This is a genomic window from Lactococcus sp. FSL K6-0773 (assembly GCF_038006485.1).
Classification (GTDB): Bacteria; Bacillota; Bacilli; order Lactobacillales; family Streptococcaceae; genus Lactococcus; species Lactococcus lactis.
Map to the genome: position 1 here is coordinate 1,590,294 of NZ_JBBOVF010000001.1, position 16,200 is coordinate 1,606,493.

Annotated in this window: 15 protein-coding genes; 1 reads left to right on the forward strand and 14 read right to left on the reverse strand. The window is 34.3% G+C overall.

Going from position 1 to position 16,200, the window contains the following annotated elements:
• Positions 1-7: 7 nt before the first annotated feature.
• The 4 genes from hflX to guaB all read right to left on the reverse strand — a co-directional run bounded on the left by hflX (position 8) and on the right by guaB (position 4,741).
• Positions 8-1,252, reverse strand: a complete 1,245-nt coding sequence (gene hflX / locus MHB61_RS07700) for a GTPase HflX (RefSeq protein ID WP_003129826.1) — start codon at positions 1,250-1,252, stop codon at positions 8-10.
• Positions 1,253-1,335: 83 nt separating this feature from the next.
• The gene (locus tag MHB61_RS07705) at positions 1,336-1,839 is read right to left on the reverse strand and encodes an NUDIX hydrolase (RefSeq protein ID WP_137016401.1); all 504 of its coding nucleotides are present in this window, start codon (positions 1,837-1,839) and stop codon (positions 1,336-1,338) included.
• Between the two features lie 69 nt (positions 1,840-1,908).
• The gene (gene yqeH, locus MHB61_RS07710; RefSeq protein WP_161935106.1) at positions 1,909-3,084 is read right to left on the reverse strand and encodes a ribosome biogenesis GTPase YqeH; all 1,176 of its coding nucleotides are present in this window, start codon (positions 3,082-3,084) and stop codon (positions 1,909-1,911) included.
• Positions 3,085-3,259: 175 nt separating this feature from the next.
• The gene (gene guaB, locus MHB61_RS07715; protein WP_003129822.1) at positions 3,260-4,741 is read right to left on the reverse strand and encodes an IMP dehydrogenase; all 1,482 of its coding nucleotides are present in this window, start codon (positions 4,739-4,741) and stop codon (positions 3,260-3,262) included.
• A gap of 383 nt (positions 4,742-5,124) precedes the next feature.
• On the opposite strand from guaB, the gene MHB61_RS07720 reads away from it, so the two are divergent.
• Complete coding sequence (locus tag MHB61_RS07720; protein WP_014570362.1) at positions 5,125-7,197, forward strand: GH25 family lysozyme; 2,073 nt, start codon at positions 5,125-5,127, stop codon at positions 7,195-7,197.
• 25 nt (positions 7,198-7,222) lie between these two features.
• Here MHB61_RS07720 and tagD read toward each other — a convergent pair whose 3' ends face one another.
• From tagD to MHB61_RS07765, 10 genes are all read right to left on the reverse strand, one after another.
• Positions 7,223-7,645 carry a glycerol-3-phosphate cytidylyltransferase gene (tagD, locus tag MHB61_RS07725; protein WP_003129820.1) on the reverse strand — a complete coding sequence of 141 codons (423 nt, stop codon included), beginning with the start codon at positions 7,643-7,645 and terminating at the stop codon, positions 7,223-7,225.
• A gap of 5 nt (positions 7,646-7,650) precedes the next feature.
• Positions 7,651-9,762 (reverse strand): glycerophosphodiester phosphodiesterase family protein, encoded by a 2,112-nt coding sequence (locus MHB61_RS07730; RefSeq protein WP_003129819.1) that lies wholly within the window; start codon positions 9,760-9,762, stop codon positions 7,651-7,653.
• Positions 9,763-9,940: 178 nt separating this feature from the next.
• Positions 9,941-11,377 carry a lipopolysaccharide biosynthesis protein gene (locus MHB61_RS07735; RefSeq protein WP_003129818.1) on the reverse strand — a complete coding sequence of 479 codons (1,437 nt, stop codon included), beginning with the start codon at positions 11,375-11,377 and terminating at the stop codon, positions 9,941-9,943.
• 17 nt (positions 11,378-11,394) lie between these two features.
• Positions 11,395-12,213: a LicD family protein gene (locus tag MHB61_RS07740; protein WP_003129817.1), complete on the reverse strand. Its 819-nt coding sequence runs from the start codon at positions 12,211-12,213 to the stop codon at positions 11,395-11,397.
• Positions 12,210-13,172 carry a glycosyltransferase family 2 protein gene (locus tag MHB61_RS07745; RefSeq protein WP_003129816.1) on the reverse strand — a complete coding sequence of 321 codons (963 nt, stop codon included), beginning with the start codon at positions 13,170-13,172 and terminating at the stop codon, positions 12,210-12,212. Before MHB61_RS07745 ends, MHB61_RS07740 begins: the two co-directional genes overlap by 4 nt.
• Positions 13,173-13,180: 8 nt before the next feature.
• The gene (locus MHB61_RS07750) at positions 13,181-14,143 is read right to left on the reverse strand and encodes a glycosyltransferase family 2 protein (RefSeq protein ID WP_014570360.1); all 963 of its coding nucleotides are present in this window, start codon (positions 14,141-14,143) and stop codon (positions 13,181-13,183) included.
• Positions 14,143-15,006 carry a glycosyltransferase family 2 protein gene (locus tag MHB61_RS07755; protein ID WP_340817523.1) on the reverse strand — a complete coding sequence of 288 codons (864 nt, stop codon included), beginning with the start codon at positions 15,004-15,006 and terminating at the stop codon, positions 14,143-14,145. Before MHB61_RS07755 ends, MHB61_RS07750 begins: the two co-directional genes overlap by 1 nt.
• Positions 15,007-15,011: 5 nt before the next feature.
• Entirely contained in the window at positions 15,012-15,119 is a 108-nt protein-coding gene (locus MHB61_RS13825) for a glycosyltransferase (protein WP_445667031.1), read from the reverse strand.
• Positions 15,109-15,462: a DUF2304 domain-containing protein gene (locus MHB61_RS07760; RefSeq protein WP_003129812.1), complete on the reverse strand. Its 354-nt coding sequence runs from the start codon at positions 15,460-15,462 to the stop codon at positions 15,109-15,111. Before MHB61_RS07760 ends, MHB61_RS13825 begins: the two co-directional genes overlap by 11 nt.
• A gap of 3 nt (positions 15,463-15,465) precedes the next feature.
• Positions 15,466-16,200, reverse strand: a complete 735-nt coding sequence (locus tag MHB61_RS07765; protein WP_014570359.1) for a glycosyltransferase family 2 protein — start codon at positions 16,198-16,200, stop codon at positions 15,466-15,468.

The window sequence follows — 16,200 nt, forward strand, 5'->3', positions numbered from 1 at the left end:
GCAACCTTTAGTTATTGGGTAATTTCCAACTCAATTCAGGCGCAATCAATCCTTTAATCAGATACCCTTCTTCACCCTCAACCACTGATTGCACCAAGGCACTTTTTCGTAATTCAGGTAACTGATAGGCTTTTTCGTAAGGTAACTCTAACTCAAAAGCATCAAAAAGTTCATGTAATTTTTCCAAAATTGCTGTTTTCAGCCATTGCACGCCACTTTCAGATTTAATTGAGAGTTGTAAACTTGGCGATAAAGTTGGCAAGAAATCACTTGGTGCTATATCCATTTTATTATAAACATTCAGCACAGGAATATTGGTAAGCTTCAAATCTTCCATGATTTTTAATACTGTTTGTTCATGAATTTCGTGATGAGGGTTGCTGGCATCCACAACATGAATCAGTAAATCAACATTAGCTGATTCTTCTAGTGTTGATTTGAATGCTTTAATCAGCTCTGTTGGCAGGTTTTGGATAAAACCGACAGTATCGGTCAGTGACACCGTAAAATCTTCAACCAGTTTAACTGCTTTTGTTGTGGCATCCAAAGTCGCAAAAAGTTCATTTTGCTCATATTGTTCTTTATCAAGCCCAACTAAAGCATTCATAATGCTGGATTTTCCGGCATTGGTGTAACCAATTAAACCAATCCGAAAAATTCCTGATTTCGAGCGTTTTTGACGAATATTTTCCCTTGTTTTTTCAACTTTTTTGAGGGCTTTATCAATGTTTTCAATTCGAGTGCGAATATAACGTCGATCTGTTTCAAGCTTGGTTTCACCCGGCCCTTTAGAACCAATTCCCCCACCTTGACGGCTGAGCATAATCCCTTGTCCCACCAAACGAGGCAAAAGATAATTGAGCTGGGCTTCTTCAACTTGAAGCATTCCTTCATGCGAGCGCGCACGCATAGCAAAAATATCCAAAATCAATTGCATTCTATCGATGACTTTGACACCCAAAGCTTCTTCTAAATTGACATTTTGCCTTGGTGATAAGCGATCATTGAAAATAACCGTATCAATTTCACCCACTTCAATCGCCCAACGCATTTGTTCTAATTTTCCAGAACCAATCATTGTCCGACTATCTGGACGTTCTCTTTTTTGAGTGAATTGGTCAATAACCAAGCCGCCAGCTGTTTTTGTCAGTTCAGCAAGTTCAATCATTGATGACTCAAAAGCCTGAAAATTTTCAGCTGTTTCCACTCCTGCAAGGAGAACTCTTTCTTGTTTTTCTTCTAAATCTATCAAATTTTTAGTAAAATTTTCCTTTTTTATTTTTGTCAGCTGAGTTTAGTCTAAAATTGTTATGGAACCAAACTCTGTTCATTTATTTATTCAGTTGTCACAATTCTTTTGATTTGAGAATTTACTGACAGATTTTTCAGCTCGTCAGCAAAGAATGTCGGGAAAGCTTTGTAATTTTTATACTCAGCAATTGGAATCCATTTCAAAAATTCTTTGCTACCATCAGTCCCAAAACTCTCCGATTTTACTGACAGATTTTCTGTCAGTGGTTTCATCAGAAAATAAAAACTCAATTCATGACAATTGACCTTATTTAAAAAAACACTTTCCTGACCTGTAAAAAAATTTTCATGGATAAAAGCTAATCTTTCGATTTCAAGTTGTAAACCAGTTTCCTCATAAAGCTCACGCAGACAAGCCTCCTCGGCCGTTTCACCCAGTTGCACGGCACCACCAACCGAATAATAATAATCATTGTGGTCATTGCCAACCATCAAAACAGCATCATCTTTAATAATAATTCCAGCTGCCCGATATCGAAACCACTGATTATTACGCGTAAAACCAATATCCTGACTAGTCTCTTCCATTTTAATTCTCCAAGATTTTACTGACAGAAATTCTGTCAGTAATTTTACAAGACAAACTGTGAATATTCTTTACCCAATCAAAGCCTTACGAACAACTACATCCACACCTTCTGGCACCCAAGCTGCCACAACTGCTTTTTGTGGCACACGAACCCAGCCGAGACCAGAAAAGACAATATCCGATTTGTCAGTAATTTTAAACTCACGACGAACCAATTTAGCACCAACTAAAGCAGGAGCCAAGAGTTCTCCTTTATGCTTTTCATAAAATTCAGTTGCACCTTCAAGTTTCGTCCGATGAACGTTGATTTCATTGTCAAAATAAGCCGTCATTCCTTGACGTTCGCCACTTATAAAATCAAAACGTGCCAAACCACCAAAGAACAATGTTTGTTCAGGATTGAGCTGATAAGTTTTCGGCTTAATTTCTTTACGCGGTGACACGTATTTCAAATCTTCTGGTTCCAAATAATGAGCCATTTGCCCACGGTGAATAATTCCCGGTGTGTCAATCAATGCCGAATCTTCATCAAGCGGAATTTCAATCTTATTAAGAGTTGTCCCAGGGAAACGTGAAGTTGTAATCACATCCTCAGAACCTGAAGCTGATTTAATAATTGCATTAATCAAAGTTGATTTACCAACATTCGTTACCCCAACCACATAGACATCACGCCCACGGCGGTAGTATTCAATAGTTTCCATCAATTCAGCCACATCATCTTTATTTTGAGCTGAAGTCACTAAGATATCTTTAGGTTTAAGCGAACGTGAAGCCGCTTGTTCTCTTAACCAAGCAGTTAATTTCCCAACTTTTAGTGATTTTGGTAAAACATCACGTTTATTGGCAACCATGAGTAAATCATTTCCACCAGTCAATTTATGAAGGTTAGGAATCAAAGAGCCGTTAAAGTCAAAAATATCAACCACATTGACAATCAAAGCGTCATGTTGACCAATTTCTTTAAGCAAACGCAAAAAATCTGCATCCGTCAAACTTGTCGGTGCAATCTCATTATAATGGCGCAAGCGGAAACAACGCTGACAGTATAAATCCTCAGTTTTGATAGAAGCTTCGCTTCCCTCATCTCCAGCCTGAACAGCTTCCATTTGGTCGCGTTCAGCTATTTTTTTCTTCAAAGCACCCGCAGGCAAAAAGCCAAGTGCATTTTTATCCTCAGTTTGAATTTTTGCACCACAACCAATACAGTACAAATCTTCCATTGTATTTTCATTTTCAATCATATTGCTTATTATACCACATTTCAACAGCATTTTTAGCCTTTTTTCCTATAATAAAAGACCTATTTTAATCATCTTTTTACTGACAAATTTTTCTGTCAGTAAATTTCAAAATAAAAAAGAGAACGACAACTTGTCAATTCCCTTTTTTTACTGACAGAATTATTGTCAGTAATTTTTATTGTACAGAATAGTTAGGTGCTTCTTTAGTAATTTGTACATCATGCGGATGTGATTCTTTCAAACCAGCACCAGACATTTCGATAAATTGTGCTGAATCATGCAAAGCAGTAATATCAGCCGCACCAGTATATCCCATTCCCGCTTTCAAACCGCCAAGCATTTGGAAAACGATATCTGTCGCTGTTCCTTTATAAGCCACACGTCCTTCAATTCCCTCTGGAACAAGTTTGTTAGCTTCATTAACAGCCCCTTGGAAATAACGGTCTTTAGAACCTTTTTTCATGGCTGCCAAGCTACCCATTCCACGGTAAGTTTTAAACTTACGACCTTGGAAGATTTCAAATTCCCCAGGAGATTCGTCAGTACCTGCAAGCATTGAACCAAGCATAACAGCGTCTCCACCAGCAGCAAGCGCCTTAACAATATCACCAGAATATTTAATCCCACCATCAGCGATGATTGTTTTACCAAATTCACGCGCCACATTTGCCGCATCATAAATGGCTGTAATTTGCGGAACACCTACACCAGCAACAACACGAGTCGTACAGATAGAACCAGGACCAATCCCAACTTTAACCACATCAACACCAGCTTCAAACAAAGCACGAGCACCCTCACCAGTAGCAATATTACCAGCAATCAAAGTACGGTCTGGGAAATGATTACGGATTTCACGGATTTTACGTAAAACACCAGCTGAATGTCCATGAGCCGTATCAATAACAATCGCATCAGCCCCTGCAGCGAACAAAGCTTCCGCACGCTCAAAAGTATCAGAAGATACACCAACTGCTCCAGCAACAAGCAAACGACCTTGCTCATCTTTAGCAGCATTTGGGAATTCAATCACCCGTTCAATATCTTTAATTGTAATCAAACCAGCCAATTTACCAGCTTCATCAACCAAAGGTAATTTTTCAATTTTATGCTCTTGCAAAATACGAGCAGCTGTATCTAAAGTTGTTCCAACCGGAGCAGTAATCAGATTTTCAGAAGTCATCATATTTTTGATTTGTTGATTATAATCCGTAATAAAACGCAAATCACGGTTAGTAATAATCCCTACCAATTTACGATTTTCAAGCGTATCAACGATTGGTACGCCAGAAATTCGGTAAGTTGCCATCAAGTTTTCAGCTTCTTCAATTTTATGATTTGGAGTCAAGAAAAACGGATCTGTAATAACACCAGATTCTGAACGTTTCACTTTATGAATTTCTTCAGCTTGTTCCTCAACAGACATATTTTTATGAACTACACCAAGTCCACCTTGACGCGCCATTGAAATAGCCATTTTTGAGTCAGTTACAGTATCCATGGCAGCAGAGATAATTGGAATATTCAAAGTCAAATTTTTAGCCAACTTTGTCTTCATACTCACCTCATTTGGTAAAACATGAGACTCTGCTGGAATCAGCAATACATCATCAAAAGTAAATCCCTTTTTCAAAAACTTAGTTTCCCAGTTTGACATCGAAAATATTCCTCCATTATCGTGCTATATATAAGCAATATAGCTATATTTCTATGGCATTCGCCAATTTTTTATTTTTACTATTCTACCACTATTCCCAAAGCATTTCAACAGTAGAAAACAGATTAAATAAAAAATATGCATAATTTAAACTCATAATTACCTTATTATTTCATAAACTTGCCTTAAATATGGTAACATATATTATGCAAGTTAAAAAAAGCGAGCTTAAATTACGCTTTAAGTCAAATTAAAAACAAAATAATTAAATAATTAATTTGTTTTTACTAAAAAGCAACATTCCTTTTTTATTATCATTGTAAAATATAATAATAACTCTCATTTACCTCACAACCAATCAAAAGAAAGCAATAATTTTAGAAATGAAACTGAAAAAAACTCACATTATTTCACTAATACTCTTTTCTGGATTACTATTTACAAAACCAGTATTAGCTGAAGACACTATTAGTTCAGATAACACCCCGATGGGGCACTACATTGAGCAAATTCAAACTCAAGAAACTTCCAAGGACAGTAGTAGTGATACATCATCTACAACTCCTAATATCAGAGCACGTTCATTTGCAGCAGCTCCAACTGCCAATGTTCCCTCTGATCTCAAGTCCGATGATAATACACTGCCAAGAAAAGATGCTGTAGATATTGCTAGCTATCAATCATGGATGACACAAGCAGACTTTAATTCTCTTAAGACATCTGGTGTCAAGTCAATCGTTGTTAAACTAACCGAAGGAACTAATTATACGAACCCATATGCTGCAAATCAAATTAAAATGGCACAGAATGCCGGATTAAATGTTGCAGTTTATCACTACGCACGCTTAACAGGAGCCAATTCACAAAGTGATGCAAATTCATTAGCCATACAGGAAGCCGCATACTTTGCAAAAGTAGCTAAATCTTTTGGATTGTCTAGCAACATTGTAATGATTATGGACTGCGAGCAACCTTATAGAGATGGCTCGGGAAATATTATCGGACCCAATCCCATAACGGTTGATTGGGCAACAGCTGGTGTACAATTTGCTAACACGCTCAAAGCAAATGGTTATAGCAACACAAAGTTTTATACCTCTGCTTCATGGATTGGAACAGATACAGCAACTTGTCAAATGAACTATAATACTCTAGGTGGTCCCAAAAATCTTTGGGCTGCTCAATATCTATATGGCAAGCCATCTTCTAGTAATCTTCAGAATACGCAATATGGTGCTTGGCAATATACAAGTCAGATGTATTATCAAGGAACCTCTAACTTGAAAGCCAATGCTGTTGATACTTCAATTGATTATAGTAATTATTTTACCTCTACATCCCCTGTTCCTCCTTCAACTTATACTATAACATTTAACACAGACGGTGGAACACCAATTGCCAATCAATCGGTTGCAGCTGGTAGTGTAGTAAGCCAACCAGCAGCTCCTACTAAAGCTGGATTTAACTTCTCAGGTTGGTATAGTGATTCTTCACTTACTCAAGCTTATAACTTCGCAAAAGTAATTACATCTAATACAACCCTTTATGCTAAATGGATCCCGATAACATCTCCTTCAATTTCTTACCAAGCCCAAGTCCAAAATATAGGATGGCAAAAAAATTCCTATAACGGAGAAACTGCTGGTACAACTGGGTTAGGGTTACGCATGGAGTCACTTAAAATTAGCCTTATCAACCTTTCAAACGGTCTGACTAATTCAAATAGTCACATTCAATATCAGGGTTATGTACAAAATATCGGATGGCAAAATCCGGTTCAAGATGGGACAATTGCTGGAACAGTTGGACAAGGGTTGCGATTTGAGGCAATAAAAATGAATTTAAGCGGAGAAATAGCAAATCAATACGATCTATACTACCGAGTTCAAGCTCAAAATATTGGATGGATGGATTGGGCAAAAAATGGCGAAGCTGCTGGAACTTCTACGATGTCCTACCGTTTAGAAGCCATTCAAATTCAACTCGTTAAAAAAGGAAATCCAGCTCCTGGAGCTACAACTTTTACTTTTTTGACTACTCCTTCCCTCCAGTATTGCACTCAGGTTCAAAACATTGGCTGGCAAAATCCTGTATCTACTGGTCAGATCTCTGGAACGGTGGGTAAAAGCTTACGAACGGAAGCTTTAAAAATTAATATTGGCAACCTTTCAGCAGGTATTGACGGTGGGGTATCGTATAGCAGCCAAATTCAAAATATTGGCTGGCAAGCACCAGTATCCAATGGTCAAATCTCTGGAACTGTAGGACAAAGTCTACGTTTAGAGGCCTTGAAAATAAACCTCACTGGTAGAATCTCACAGTATTTTGATATCAATTATGCCAGCCAAGTCCAAAACATCGGCTGGCAAGCACCAGTATCCAACGGTCAAATCTCTGGAACTGTGGGAATGTCCTTACGAGTTGAAGCTGTAAAACTCTCTCTTTCTCCAAAATAAAAAAGAAAAAATTAGATTAAATAATCTAATTTTTTTCTTCATAAATCTGACCAAGTTCTTCTTTAATTTTTGAAGATGAGGTTTTTCCTCTCGGAAAATACATGATTTTCAAATTTGGAAAATCCTCTTTTAAAAAATCAAATTTTCCTCTCCAATCATCTCCCATTGCAAAAATATCTACATCAAACATGTCAATATACAAAGCTTTATCATCCCAAGATTGCTCTGGGACAACCAAGTCTACATACCTGAGGGCTTCCAAAACATACTTACGCGTATCATATTCTTGATAAGCTCTCTTTCCTTTTGTCTCATTAAATTCATCCGTTGAAAGCATCACAACAAGACGGTCTCCAAGATTTCTTGCATTACGTAACATATTGATGTGACTTTCATGCAAGATATCAAAGGTTCCAGCTACTAAAACAATTTTTTCCTTTTCTTTCATTATTTTCACACCCCATGTAAATTCGAACCAATGGTGATAACATTAGTTCCCCTATTCGTCCAATAATTCCAAGACTGTCCTGGAATTAAAGTCCAAACTCCAACACTCAAGCCTGATTGATGAGCCATATTAATATTTTGAGCATTTAACGTAGGGATAGCAGCAGCTGTGTTCCCATTTTTATATAAAATAACATCAAGCCCAGAATTATTACCTAAAGATTTTGCAGTAGTAATCTCATTATTGGTAAGACTCCCAGTAATATACATAACTTTTACATCCGGAAGCTGTGTTTTTACGTTTCTCAAAGGCGCTGTGTAAAATGAAGTAACAACAGCAGAATCAGCATAACCATACTTTTTCAAAGTATCTACCAAGTTATTCATTGCTTCAGTATTTACTTTATTCACCTTGATTTGTAAAAATGGAATTAAGCTATTGGTTTTAACAGTTTGCATCCATTCATCCAGAGTGGGAACTTTATCTCCTGTTACTGCCCCGCTATCACTTTTTAAATTATATTCTTTTATTTGGCTCAATGTCATTAAACTTATCGTACCACTACCATTAGTGGTACGATTGATTGTATCATCGTGTATCATAACCCACTGATTATCACTTGTAAGTTGTAAATCCCCCTCAACTGCAGGATACAAACTAGTTTGAACAGAAGGCCCCGAGTTTTCTGGATAAACCCGATGATTCCCTCTATGTTGGAGTAAAGTATATTTTAAAGTTGAATTGATAAAAGCATTTGTAGAAACACCTGGAGCCGAAACCCATTTTGGCTCAACGATAATTCTTAATGATTCTAAGCGATAACCAAGACGAGCAGTTCCTGCGATATCCCCATTCCTCGCCCAATCTAACCAACCAATATTTTGACAATAAGTTTGATAGTACACATTAAAATATCTAGACAGATTACCTGCTAAAGAAACTTGAAGCGTCTCATCTCTCAAGCTTTGCCCCACCGTTCCAGAGATTTGACCATTGGATACTGGTGCTTGCCAGCCAATATTCTGAACCTGACTAGCATATTGAACTGCGTTTGATTGATCCTCTCCATTATTACCAATGTTAATTTTCAAGGCTTCAATACGTAACGCTTTCCCTTGAGTGCCCGCGATTCCCCCACTTCGTTTTACGTCCTGCCAGCCTATATTCTGAATTTGGACTTGATAGGTAATTCCTGGCTCTGCAATGTAAGCTGGAACATCATCTAAAACAAAAGTATCTCCAAGCTTAACCAATTGAATCTGCAAGGATTCTAATCTAAGACTAAGGTTACTCGTGCCAGCAGTTGCCCCATTAGTCGCCCAACCTAACCAACCAAAGTTTTGAACTTGCACACGATAATAAACGTTATATAACTTAGCAATATCGCCAGATAAACCAATCCTTATAGCTTCCAATCGTAAAGACTTCCCAACCGTTCCTGCCACATCTCCATTAGAAACTCCACCTTGCCAACCAATATTTTGACAATAAGTTTGATAGTTTATCCCTCCCTTGTTCTTATCAATATTATTTAAATTGACTTTTATCGCTTCAAGCCTTAAACTTTGTCCAACTGTTCCCGCCGATTGACCATTTGATACAGGGTCCTGCCAACCAATATTCTGGACTTGAGTAGTGTATTCTACCTCTGGTTTTTTTTCAGTTTCTGATATATTGTTTGTTTCTTGTTTTGTTTGACTTTCTAATATTTTACTATCTTGGGTCAAATTTGAATCATATGTTGTATAACTTGTAGAGTTTTGCTCCTTATTATCCATTGAGTTTGATTCAGGGACCTTTACATCTTGACCAGTTTCTGAATTGCCATGATCAAAGGAATTATCCTGGTTTATCTTCTCATCGTTGGATATTTGATCTGTTGAAGAATTAGTTTTCAGTGTTGAATCAGCTTCATCATTTAACTTGCTTTCTTGGACCAAACTCAAACTTATGTTACTAGAGTCTTCTTGGTCTTTTTGAGAACCTAAATCTTCTGCAGATGCTCTCCCGGCACTACCTATACCAACTAAAATTCCAGCAAGAATTACAGACGAATACAGCCATATTTTACCTGTTTCCCATTTTTTTAATCCTTGTTTCATCTTTTTTTCTGTCATACCAGTATCCCCTTTTACCTTATGATTTTTAGAAAAGTTTAAATATTATTCTTTATTATCAAAAGAAATAAAGAATTCTGTAAGTCAATCTCCATTGTTACGATACATGGTAAAGTATATCACAAGATTAAAAATTATTCTAGGCAGCCATTGTTCCAAATTAATAAATCTTTTTATCCTACCGTATTTTTTTATTTTTTAAAATATTCATAATATTTTTAAATTCTCCACTAATCAGTAAATATCCCCCAAACAAGCCAAAAATTAATACCCCCCTAAATAATAATGCAATAAATACTCCACCAAAATCAATATAACGAAAAACAAAATAACTTGGTATTGTTATTATCACTGCACATATTAAAGGAGAAATTAGTAACTTTAGAAATCTTCTGAAAGTGCTCTCTAATGCTAATTTCATAAGCATTGCACCACCTACGAAAAAGTTCAAAATGTACGCAACAGCAACACAAATGGACATTGCTATTAGATTCCCAATAATTGCACCAATAAGGACAGATAATGCTAGAATAACCACTGATATTATAGATTGTTTAAGTTGTTCTCTATACTTATTACATGACAAAAACATTGGACCAATTGTTGTATAAGTCATTTGAACCCAAATAGTTGAACAAAGGATAGCAGTAGGTTTAAACGCTTCTGCCCACTGATTACCGAACATAAATAAGACAATTTTATCTGCATCAAGTACAAAAAAAACAGTAACGGGTGCGCTTATCAAAAGAAGAACTCTTAGTATTTGAAGATAGACTTCTCTGACATACGGAATATTATCCTGATGATTTGAAAAAATTGGTTGAAATAGAGGTTGAAAAATATTAGTAAAAATCATATTAGGAAGCATCATTAGCGAATAAGCTTTGGAATACACCCCTAAGGTAGCGTCTCCAAATTTTTTCCCAACTATTAGATTATCAAAATTGCGTGAAAAATATATAATAAAACCAACTCCCGATTGGTTAGATGCCAGACCAATTATTTTTTTTATTGACTCCCTATTAAACATGAATTTGATTTTTATTTTTGATGTATAGAGATTAAGTATTAATGAAATGACAGAAATAAATGTCAAATTTAAAACTAAAGCGTAAGCTCCCGCTCCAATCAGAGCAGAAGCCACTCCGGCCACAGCTCCAAAAATACTACTTACAATTAAACGGATATTCACCTCTTTAAATTGCTTCCTTTTATTTAGTACAGCGTTTGGAACAGAATTTGTTAACTCAGTTGTTATTAATAAACTCATTGACCAAAAAAGGCCAATATAAGCACCATTTTTATATATTTTAGCGATGATAAATCCTAATAAACCAAAAGCAATACTTATAACTAGACCAATTAAAAAAGCGAAATTTAATAAGCTGGAATAATCATCTTCATCTAGCTTTTTATTTTGAATAATTGCAGGAGCAATTCCACTCGTCAAAATGGACTGAAAAAAATAAAGAAAAACTTGAACCAAGGCGACAACACCTATCTCTGCTGGGTTCAGGATACGAGAAAGTACCATATTCAAAACAAACATCACAATGATATTTGTGAATTGACCCATTGATGTGAAAATAAACCCACTCCTTAAATCTTTAAACATTGTCACCACCTAACTTTTTAGATAATTTTTTTATCGTCAATGATCAATTCTAACATCTCATGATTACTTAAAACTTTGGACGGATCTGGTATTTCCATAAAGTCCGAACCATATTGAATTTCTAAAGCTTTAGCATATTCTGAAAAGATAGGATATTCTCCATCTTCAAAAGGATGTTGAATTAAATTTTCAGCAAAAGCGAGTGGAAAAACTTCCCTTTTAAATTCATAACCAGTTGCCAAATTGGCAATTGTATTTGTCTTTTCTTTTATCATTGTTTGATTCAGCTTATTTTTGACTCGATTACGGCCTATTATTTTATTAATAATATATCCAATAATATGTTCACATCTCTGAATAATCGACAATTTTGGCATAAAAATTTGTTGTATATTTTGGGAAAGAGAAACAACATACCAAAAAAGAAATTTATTTCGATCTTTTAAAGCCACTTCGTAATTATCATTTACAAAGTCCATTGGAAAAATATCGATAAAAACCCCTAAATGATAGTAATTGTCATGAAAGTCTAACTTAATTTTTGAATTAAGATCGCTAACTTTTGAAAAAGCAAGAGTATAATCTTTTTGTTTCATATTATTCAATAAAATATATTCTGAACTATCTTGCCATAAAGAAACAAATTTATCATAATCTTCTCTAAGCATTCCTAAATCAATATCATCATCCCATGGGATAAATCCCTTATGCCTGACAGCTCCTAACAAAGAACCACCAATCAAAAAATAGTTAATATTATTTTCAGAGCAAAAAATATCAATGTACTTTAAAATGTCTATTTCTCTTTCATGGAGACTTTCTAAAATTTCTGTCATTTTCTTTTTACCTTATTTGATATTTTTAGGAAACCCAATAATGGAGTGATACGTGTTAATGTAGATAAACTATAAATTAAAGTCCCCATCTTTAGTTTAAATGCAACTCCTTTGTCATAAGTAAAGATTGCTTTTATATAATCTTTTTGCGTCACTCTTTCTTTTGAGATATTTTCCATTTCTTTAGATAATTCCTTAAATGCTTTAGCTCCTATATTTGCAGTAAAAAGAGTAGCTGAAGCATACAAGATAATATAATACGAATTTATTTTAGCACTAGTTTCACATAAGGCCTTATAAAATATCTTGCAAGTCTCAACAATTTTTTCTTCATCTCTACTACTTCTTGTTAGAGATTCATCATTAATAAACCAATTATAACCAATATATTCTGTTGTCTTAAACTTTGCACCAGCTTCAAAACAATCAAGATTAAAAATAATATCCTCTCCAAATGCAGAAATTCTATTCCTAATTTGTTTTTCCTTTAGAAATTGTGTCCTATAAAGCTTTCCCCAAGCAGTACCATTTGTAAAAAATGAACTTTCTTGATCTAACAAATTGCTTTGAAAAAGTATTTCCCCATTTGGCTTAGGTCTTCTAAAGCCACTGTTTACAATATCTAAGCTATATTCTTCGGCAAGCGAATAAAGAACTTTTAAATAGTCTTGATCAATCCAATCATCAGAATCTAAAAAAGCAATATAGTCACTTTCCACATTTTCAATTCCAATATTTCGAGTTTCTCCTAGACCTTTATTCATCTGATTAATTACTCTTATATGTGAGTACTTTTCTTCGTAACCTCGAAGAATTTGTAAAGTTTTATCCGTGGAACCATCATTGATTGCTAATATTTCAAAATCTTGTTTTGAAATATTTTGTTTTAAAACACTCTCTATACAACGTGAAACATATTTTTCTACATTATAACAAGGTATAACTACTGAAATTTTCATTTTTCCCTTTATTTGCAAACTAGTTTTGAAAAGATTCCGTAAGTTTGCGTCCTCGATACAAATTTATAAGATGACATAAATAATTTTATCTTTAAATTTGCATCTTGTGGTACTGGAATCTTTCTCCATTTTGGATATAATTTATCTAACTCAAGGAGTACAACCTTTAAAAATTTACTAAAATCGTTAGCTGTTGCCTTTCTAGACAATAGGTGATAATAATAAAGTGTCGAATAGATCATAAAATAATCATATCTAAGATTTTTAGTTTTATTATTTTTTAGTCCTTCCCTCAAAAGATATAGAATGTCATGAATATTTTTTTCAATGCTTGGACGCCCATCGCGTGATAAAGAAGTAAAATTCTCAAACCAATTATATCCGATATAATCAATATACTTTATTTTATCCGTATACAAAAATTCTTGATAAACAAAAGCATTATCATCTCCTGAACGACCACGATAATGAATATTATGTCTTTTTATTAATTCACTTCTGTGAATACTTCCCCAAATACAGGGATTTTTATAATCTGCTCCATAAGTATTATGGTATTGATTAACTTTCACAACTTTACCTTGTTCATCTACTAATTTATAACCAGAAATGACCAAATCTAAACACTCATTCTCAATTGTGTTATAAAGAGTTGAGAGATAATCTTCATCAATATAATCATCATTGTCTAAAAAAACAATATATTTTCCTTCAGATAGATTGAGCCCATCGTCTCTTGAAGCCGCCACCCCTTCATTAATTTCTTTATCTATTACTTTTATGATTTCTGGAAATTTACTTTGGTAGCTGTTTAAAATATCAATTGAATTATCTGTAGATTTATCATTTACTAAAATGAATTCAAAAGTTTCTTGACCTATATTTTGAGCCAAAACACTCTCAATTAATCTTTCAATCCATTTTCCCGAATTAAACACAGGAACAATCACACTAATTTCTTTATTTATCATCATTTTCCTTTACAATAGAACCTCATAACAAAATTTAGTAAGCTCATTTTTTTTAGTATATAAAATATTTTTAATATCATTTTTATAGAGAAACTTTCCCCTTTAGGAATAAAAGTCAATATATTATAACTAGAACCATAATTTTTCATTATACTATTGAATTTTAGCTCAGCTGATGCAAACTCCGATAAAGTTGAATTTCGACCACTAAATAATAAGTAGAAAACAATCATTCTTACAATAAAATACTCATTAATTTTACTATTAGAATTATCATTCACTTGAAATAACTTTTCCAGCAATCTTTCCAACGCTTCTTGATTCTCTGAGTTTAAACTACTTTGGGCTGTATTAGAAACCGAAGACGTATTATAAAACCAATTATATCCAATATAGTTAATTATTAAGATATTTTGTGTACTCATAATTTCTTTAAATGTAAAAACATTATCTTCCCCAACAGAGTTATCAAAAAATTCTATTTTATTTTCTTTTAAGAATTTTGTCCGATGTAATTTTGACCATGCGGCCATAGTAATAAATTTACCAAACTCTGTATCAGAGGGTTGAACTGTCTTTCTCACACTTCCAACTTCATCTGGTCTCCTATAGCCTCCCACCACAACATCGACTTTCGAAGTCTTTGCTTCCTGATAGAGTTTTTGTACAAATTCTTGATCCAAGTAATCATCTTGATCCAAAAAAGTTAAATACTCTGTTTCAGTAAGTATTATAGCTTCATTTCGTGTCTTCGCTACGCCTTTATTTTCACGATCGATGAAATGAATCAATTCTGGATATTTTTTTTGATAGTTGCTGATAATTTGAGATGAACTATCCGTCCCCCCATCGTTAATAACCAATAATGTCAACTTATCATACCCAATCTTTGATTAAGAACACTATCTATTGCCCGTTTTAAATATTTCTCACCGTTATAGACAGGAAGAATGATGGTTACTAATTTATTTGTCATCTTCTAACTCTTTCACTCGTTTTTTCAATATTGATAACTCTTGAGTTAATAATTTTAAACGAGACTCTGCACCGATAACTGAAATTTGCAAACGGATAACAATAAGAAATAAAAGGCCTGTCAAAGAAAACAGTGTAAATGACATTAAAGTTTTAAAACCGAGAAAATAAGCAATTTTTGCTGTAAGCTCTGGAAACATTGCACCAATAAGTATAATAATTGCAAATAAAATCCATTTTCTCATATGTCGAACCTCTGCTCTATCTCGATAAATAAGATTGATAATAAAAGCAAAAAAGGCTACTGCCAAAAAAATTGCTAAAATTTTAAGTTGTATTGGCATTTTTTACTCCTTTTTTAATAAAGCGGTGATAAGAATAGATAAAGATACATTAAACATATAGCCAAAGCCTTTAACAAGATTAATACTTGATTCACCAGTTGTACGTTCAAACATATTAACACCAATCTCTTTCACACGTATACTTTTGGCAAACATGTGCATATAACTTTCAGGTTCCGGATACTGGCTAGGATAACGCTTAACAAATTGAGAAATGACTTTTCGGTTGGCCGCACGATAACCAGAAGTTACATCTTTTATTTTAACTCTAGCAGTCAATTGTATAAGAGTTGAAAGAATCCTTATCCCGGTTTGACGACTCATAGAAGATTTAAATTCTGAGTTACTATCAGATATAAAACGAGAACCCACTGTGAAATCGGCCTCATCATTTAAAATTGGGGAAATTAATTGAGGTAAACTATTGATATCATGTTGCCCATCACCATCATATTGCACAGCAATATCATAGCCATTAAAATAAGCATAGCGATATCCAGTTTGGACGGCTCCCCCAATGCCCAGATTTGCAACTAATTCAATATGATTTATATTATTCTCATTAAGCACTTCTTCCTCATTGTCAGTTGATCCATCATTAATAACGACATAATCAAGTTGACGACTAGAATCATTGTATATACTACGAAATTGATTTACTTTTTGGATAACATCTACTATACCCTCTGACTCATTATAGGCCGGAATTATTAAAATAATTTTTTTACTTTTGAACAT

What these genes read in the sequence shown, in the direction of transcription:
- MHB61_RS07735 (WP_003129818.1), bottom strand. Translation starts at nt 11,377, where the DNA reads ATGTTTAAAGATTTAAGGAGTGGGTTTATTTTCACATCAATGGGTCAA.
- MHB61_RS07745 (WP_003129816.1), bottom strand. Translation starts at nt 13,172, where the DNA reads ATGAAAATTTCAGTAGTTATACCTTGTTATAATGTAGAAAAATATGTT.
- MHB61_RS13825 (WP_445667031.1), bottom strand. Translation starts at nt 15,119, where the DNA reads ATGACAAATAAATTAGTAACCATCATTCTTCCTGTCTATAACGGTGAG.
- MHB61_RS07720 (WP_014570362.1), top strand. Translation starts at nt 5,125, where the DNA reads ATGAAACTGAAAAAAACTCACATTATTTCACTAATACTCTTTTCTGGA.
- guaB (WP_003129822.1), bottom strand. Translation starts at nt 4,741, where the DNA reads ATGTCAAACTGGGAAACTAAGTTTTTGAAAAAGGGATTTACTTTTGAT.
- MHB61_RS07740 (WP_003129817.1), bottom strand. Translation starts at nt 12,213, where the DNA reads ATGACAGAAATTTTAGAAAGTCTCCATGAAAGAGAAATAGACATTTTA.
- yqeH (WP_161935106.1), bottom strand. Translation starts at nt 3,084, where the DNA reads ATGATTGAAAATGAAAATACAATGGAAGATTTGTACTGTATTGGTTGT.
- MHB61_RS07765 (WP_014570359.1), bottom strand. Translation starts at nt 16,200, where the DNA reads ATGTTCAAAAGTAAAAAAATTATTTTAATAATTCCGGCCTATAATGAG.
- MHB61_RS07730 (WP_003129819.1), bottom strand. Translation starts at nt 9,762, where the DNA reads ATGACAGAAAAAAAGATGAAACAAGGATTAAAAAAATGGGAAACAGGT.
- MHB61_RS07760 (WP_003129812.1), bottom strand. Translation starts at nt 15,462, where the DNA reads ATGCCAATACAACTTAAAATTTTAGCAATTTTTTTGGCAGTAGCCTTT.
- tagD (WP_003129820.1), bottom strand. Translation starts at nt 7,645, where the DNA reads ATGAAAGAAAAGGAAAAAATTGTTTTAGTAGCTGGAACCTTTGATATC.
- MHB61_RS07705 (WP_137016401.1), bottom strand. Translation starts at nt 1,839, where the DNA reads ATGGAAGAGACTAGTCAGGATATTGGTTTTACGCGTAATAATCAGTGG.
- MHB61_RS07750 (WP_014570360.1), bottom strand. Translation starts at nt 14,143, where the DNA reads ATGATAAATAAAGAAATTAGTGTGATTGTTCCTGTGTTTAATTCGGGA.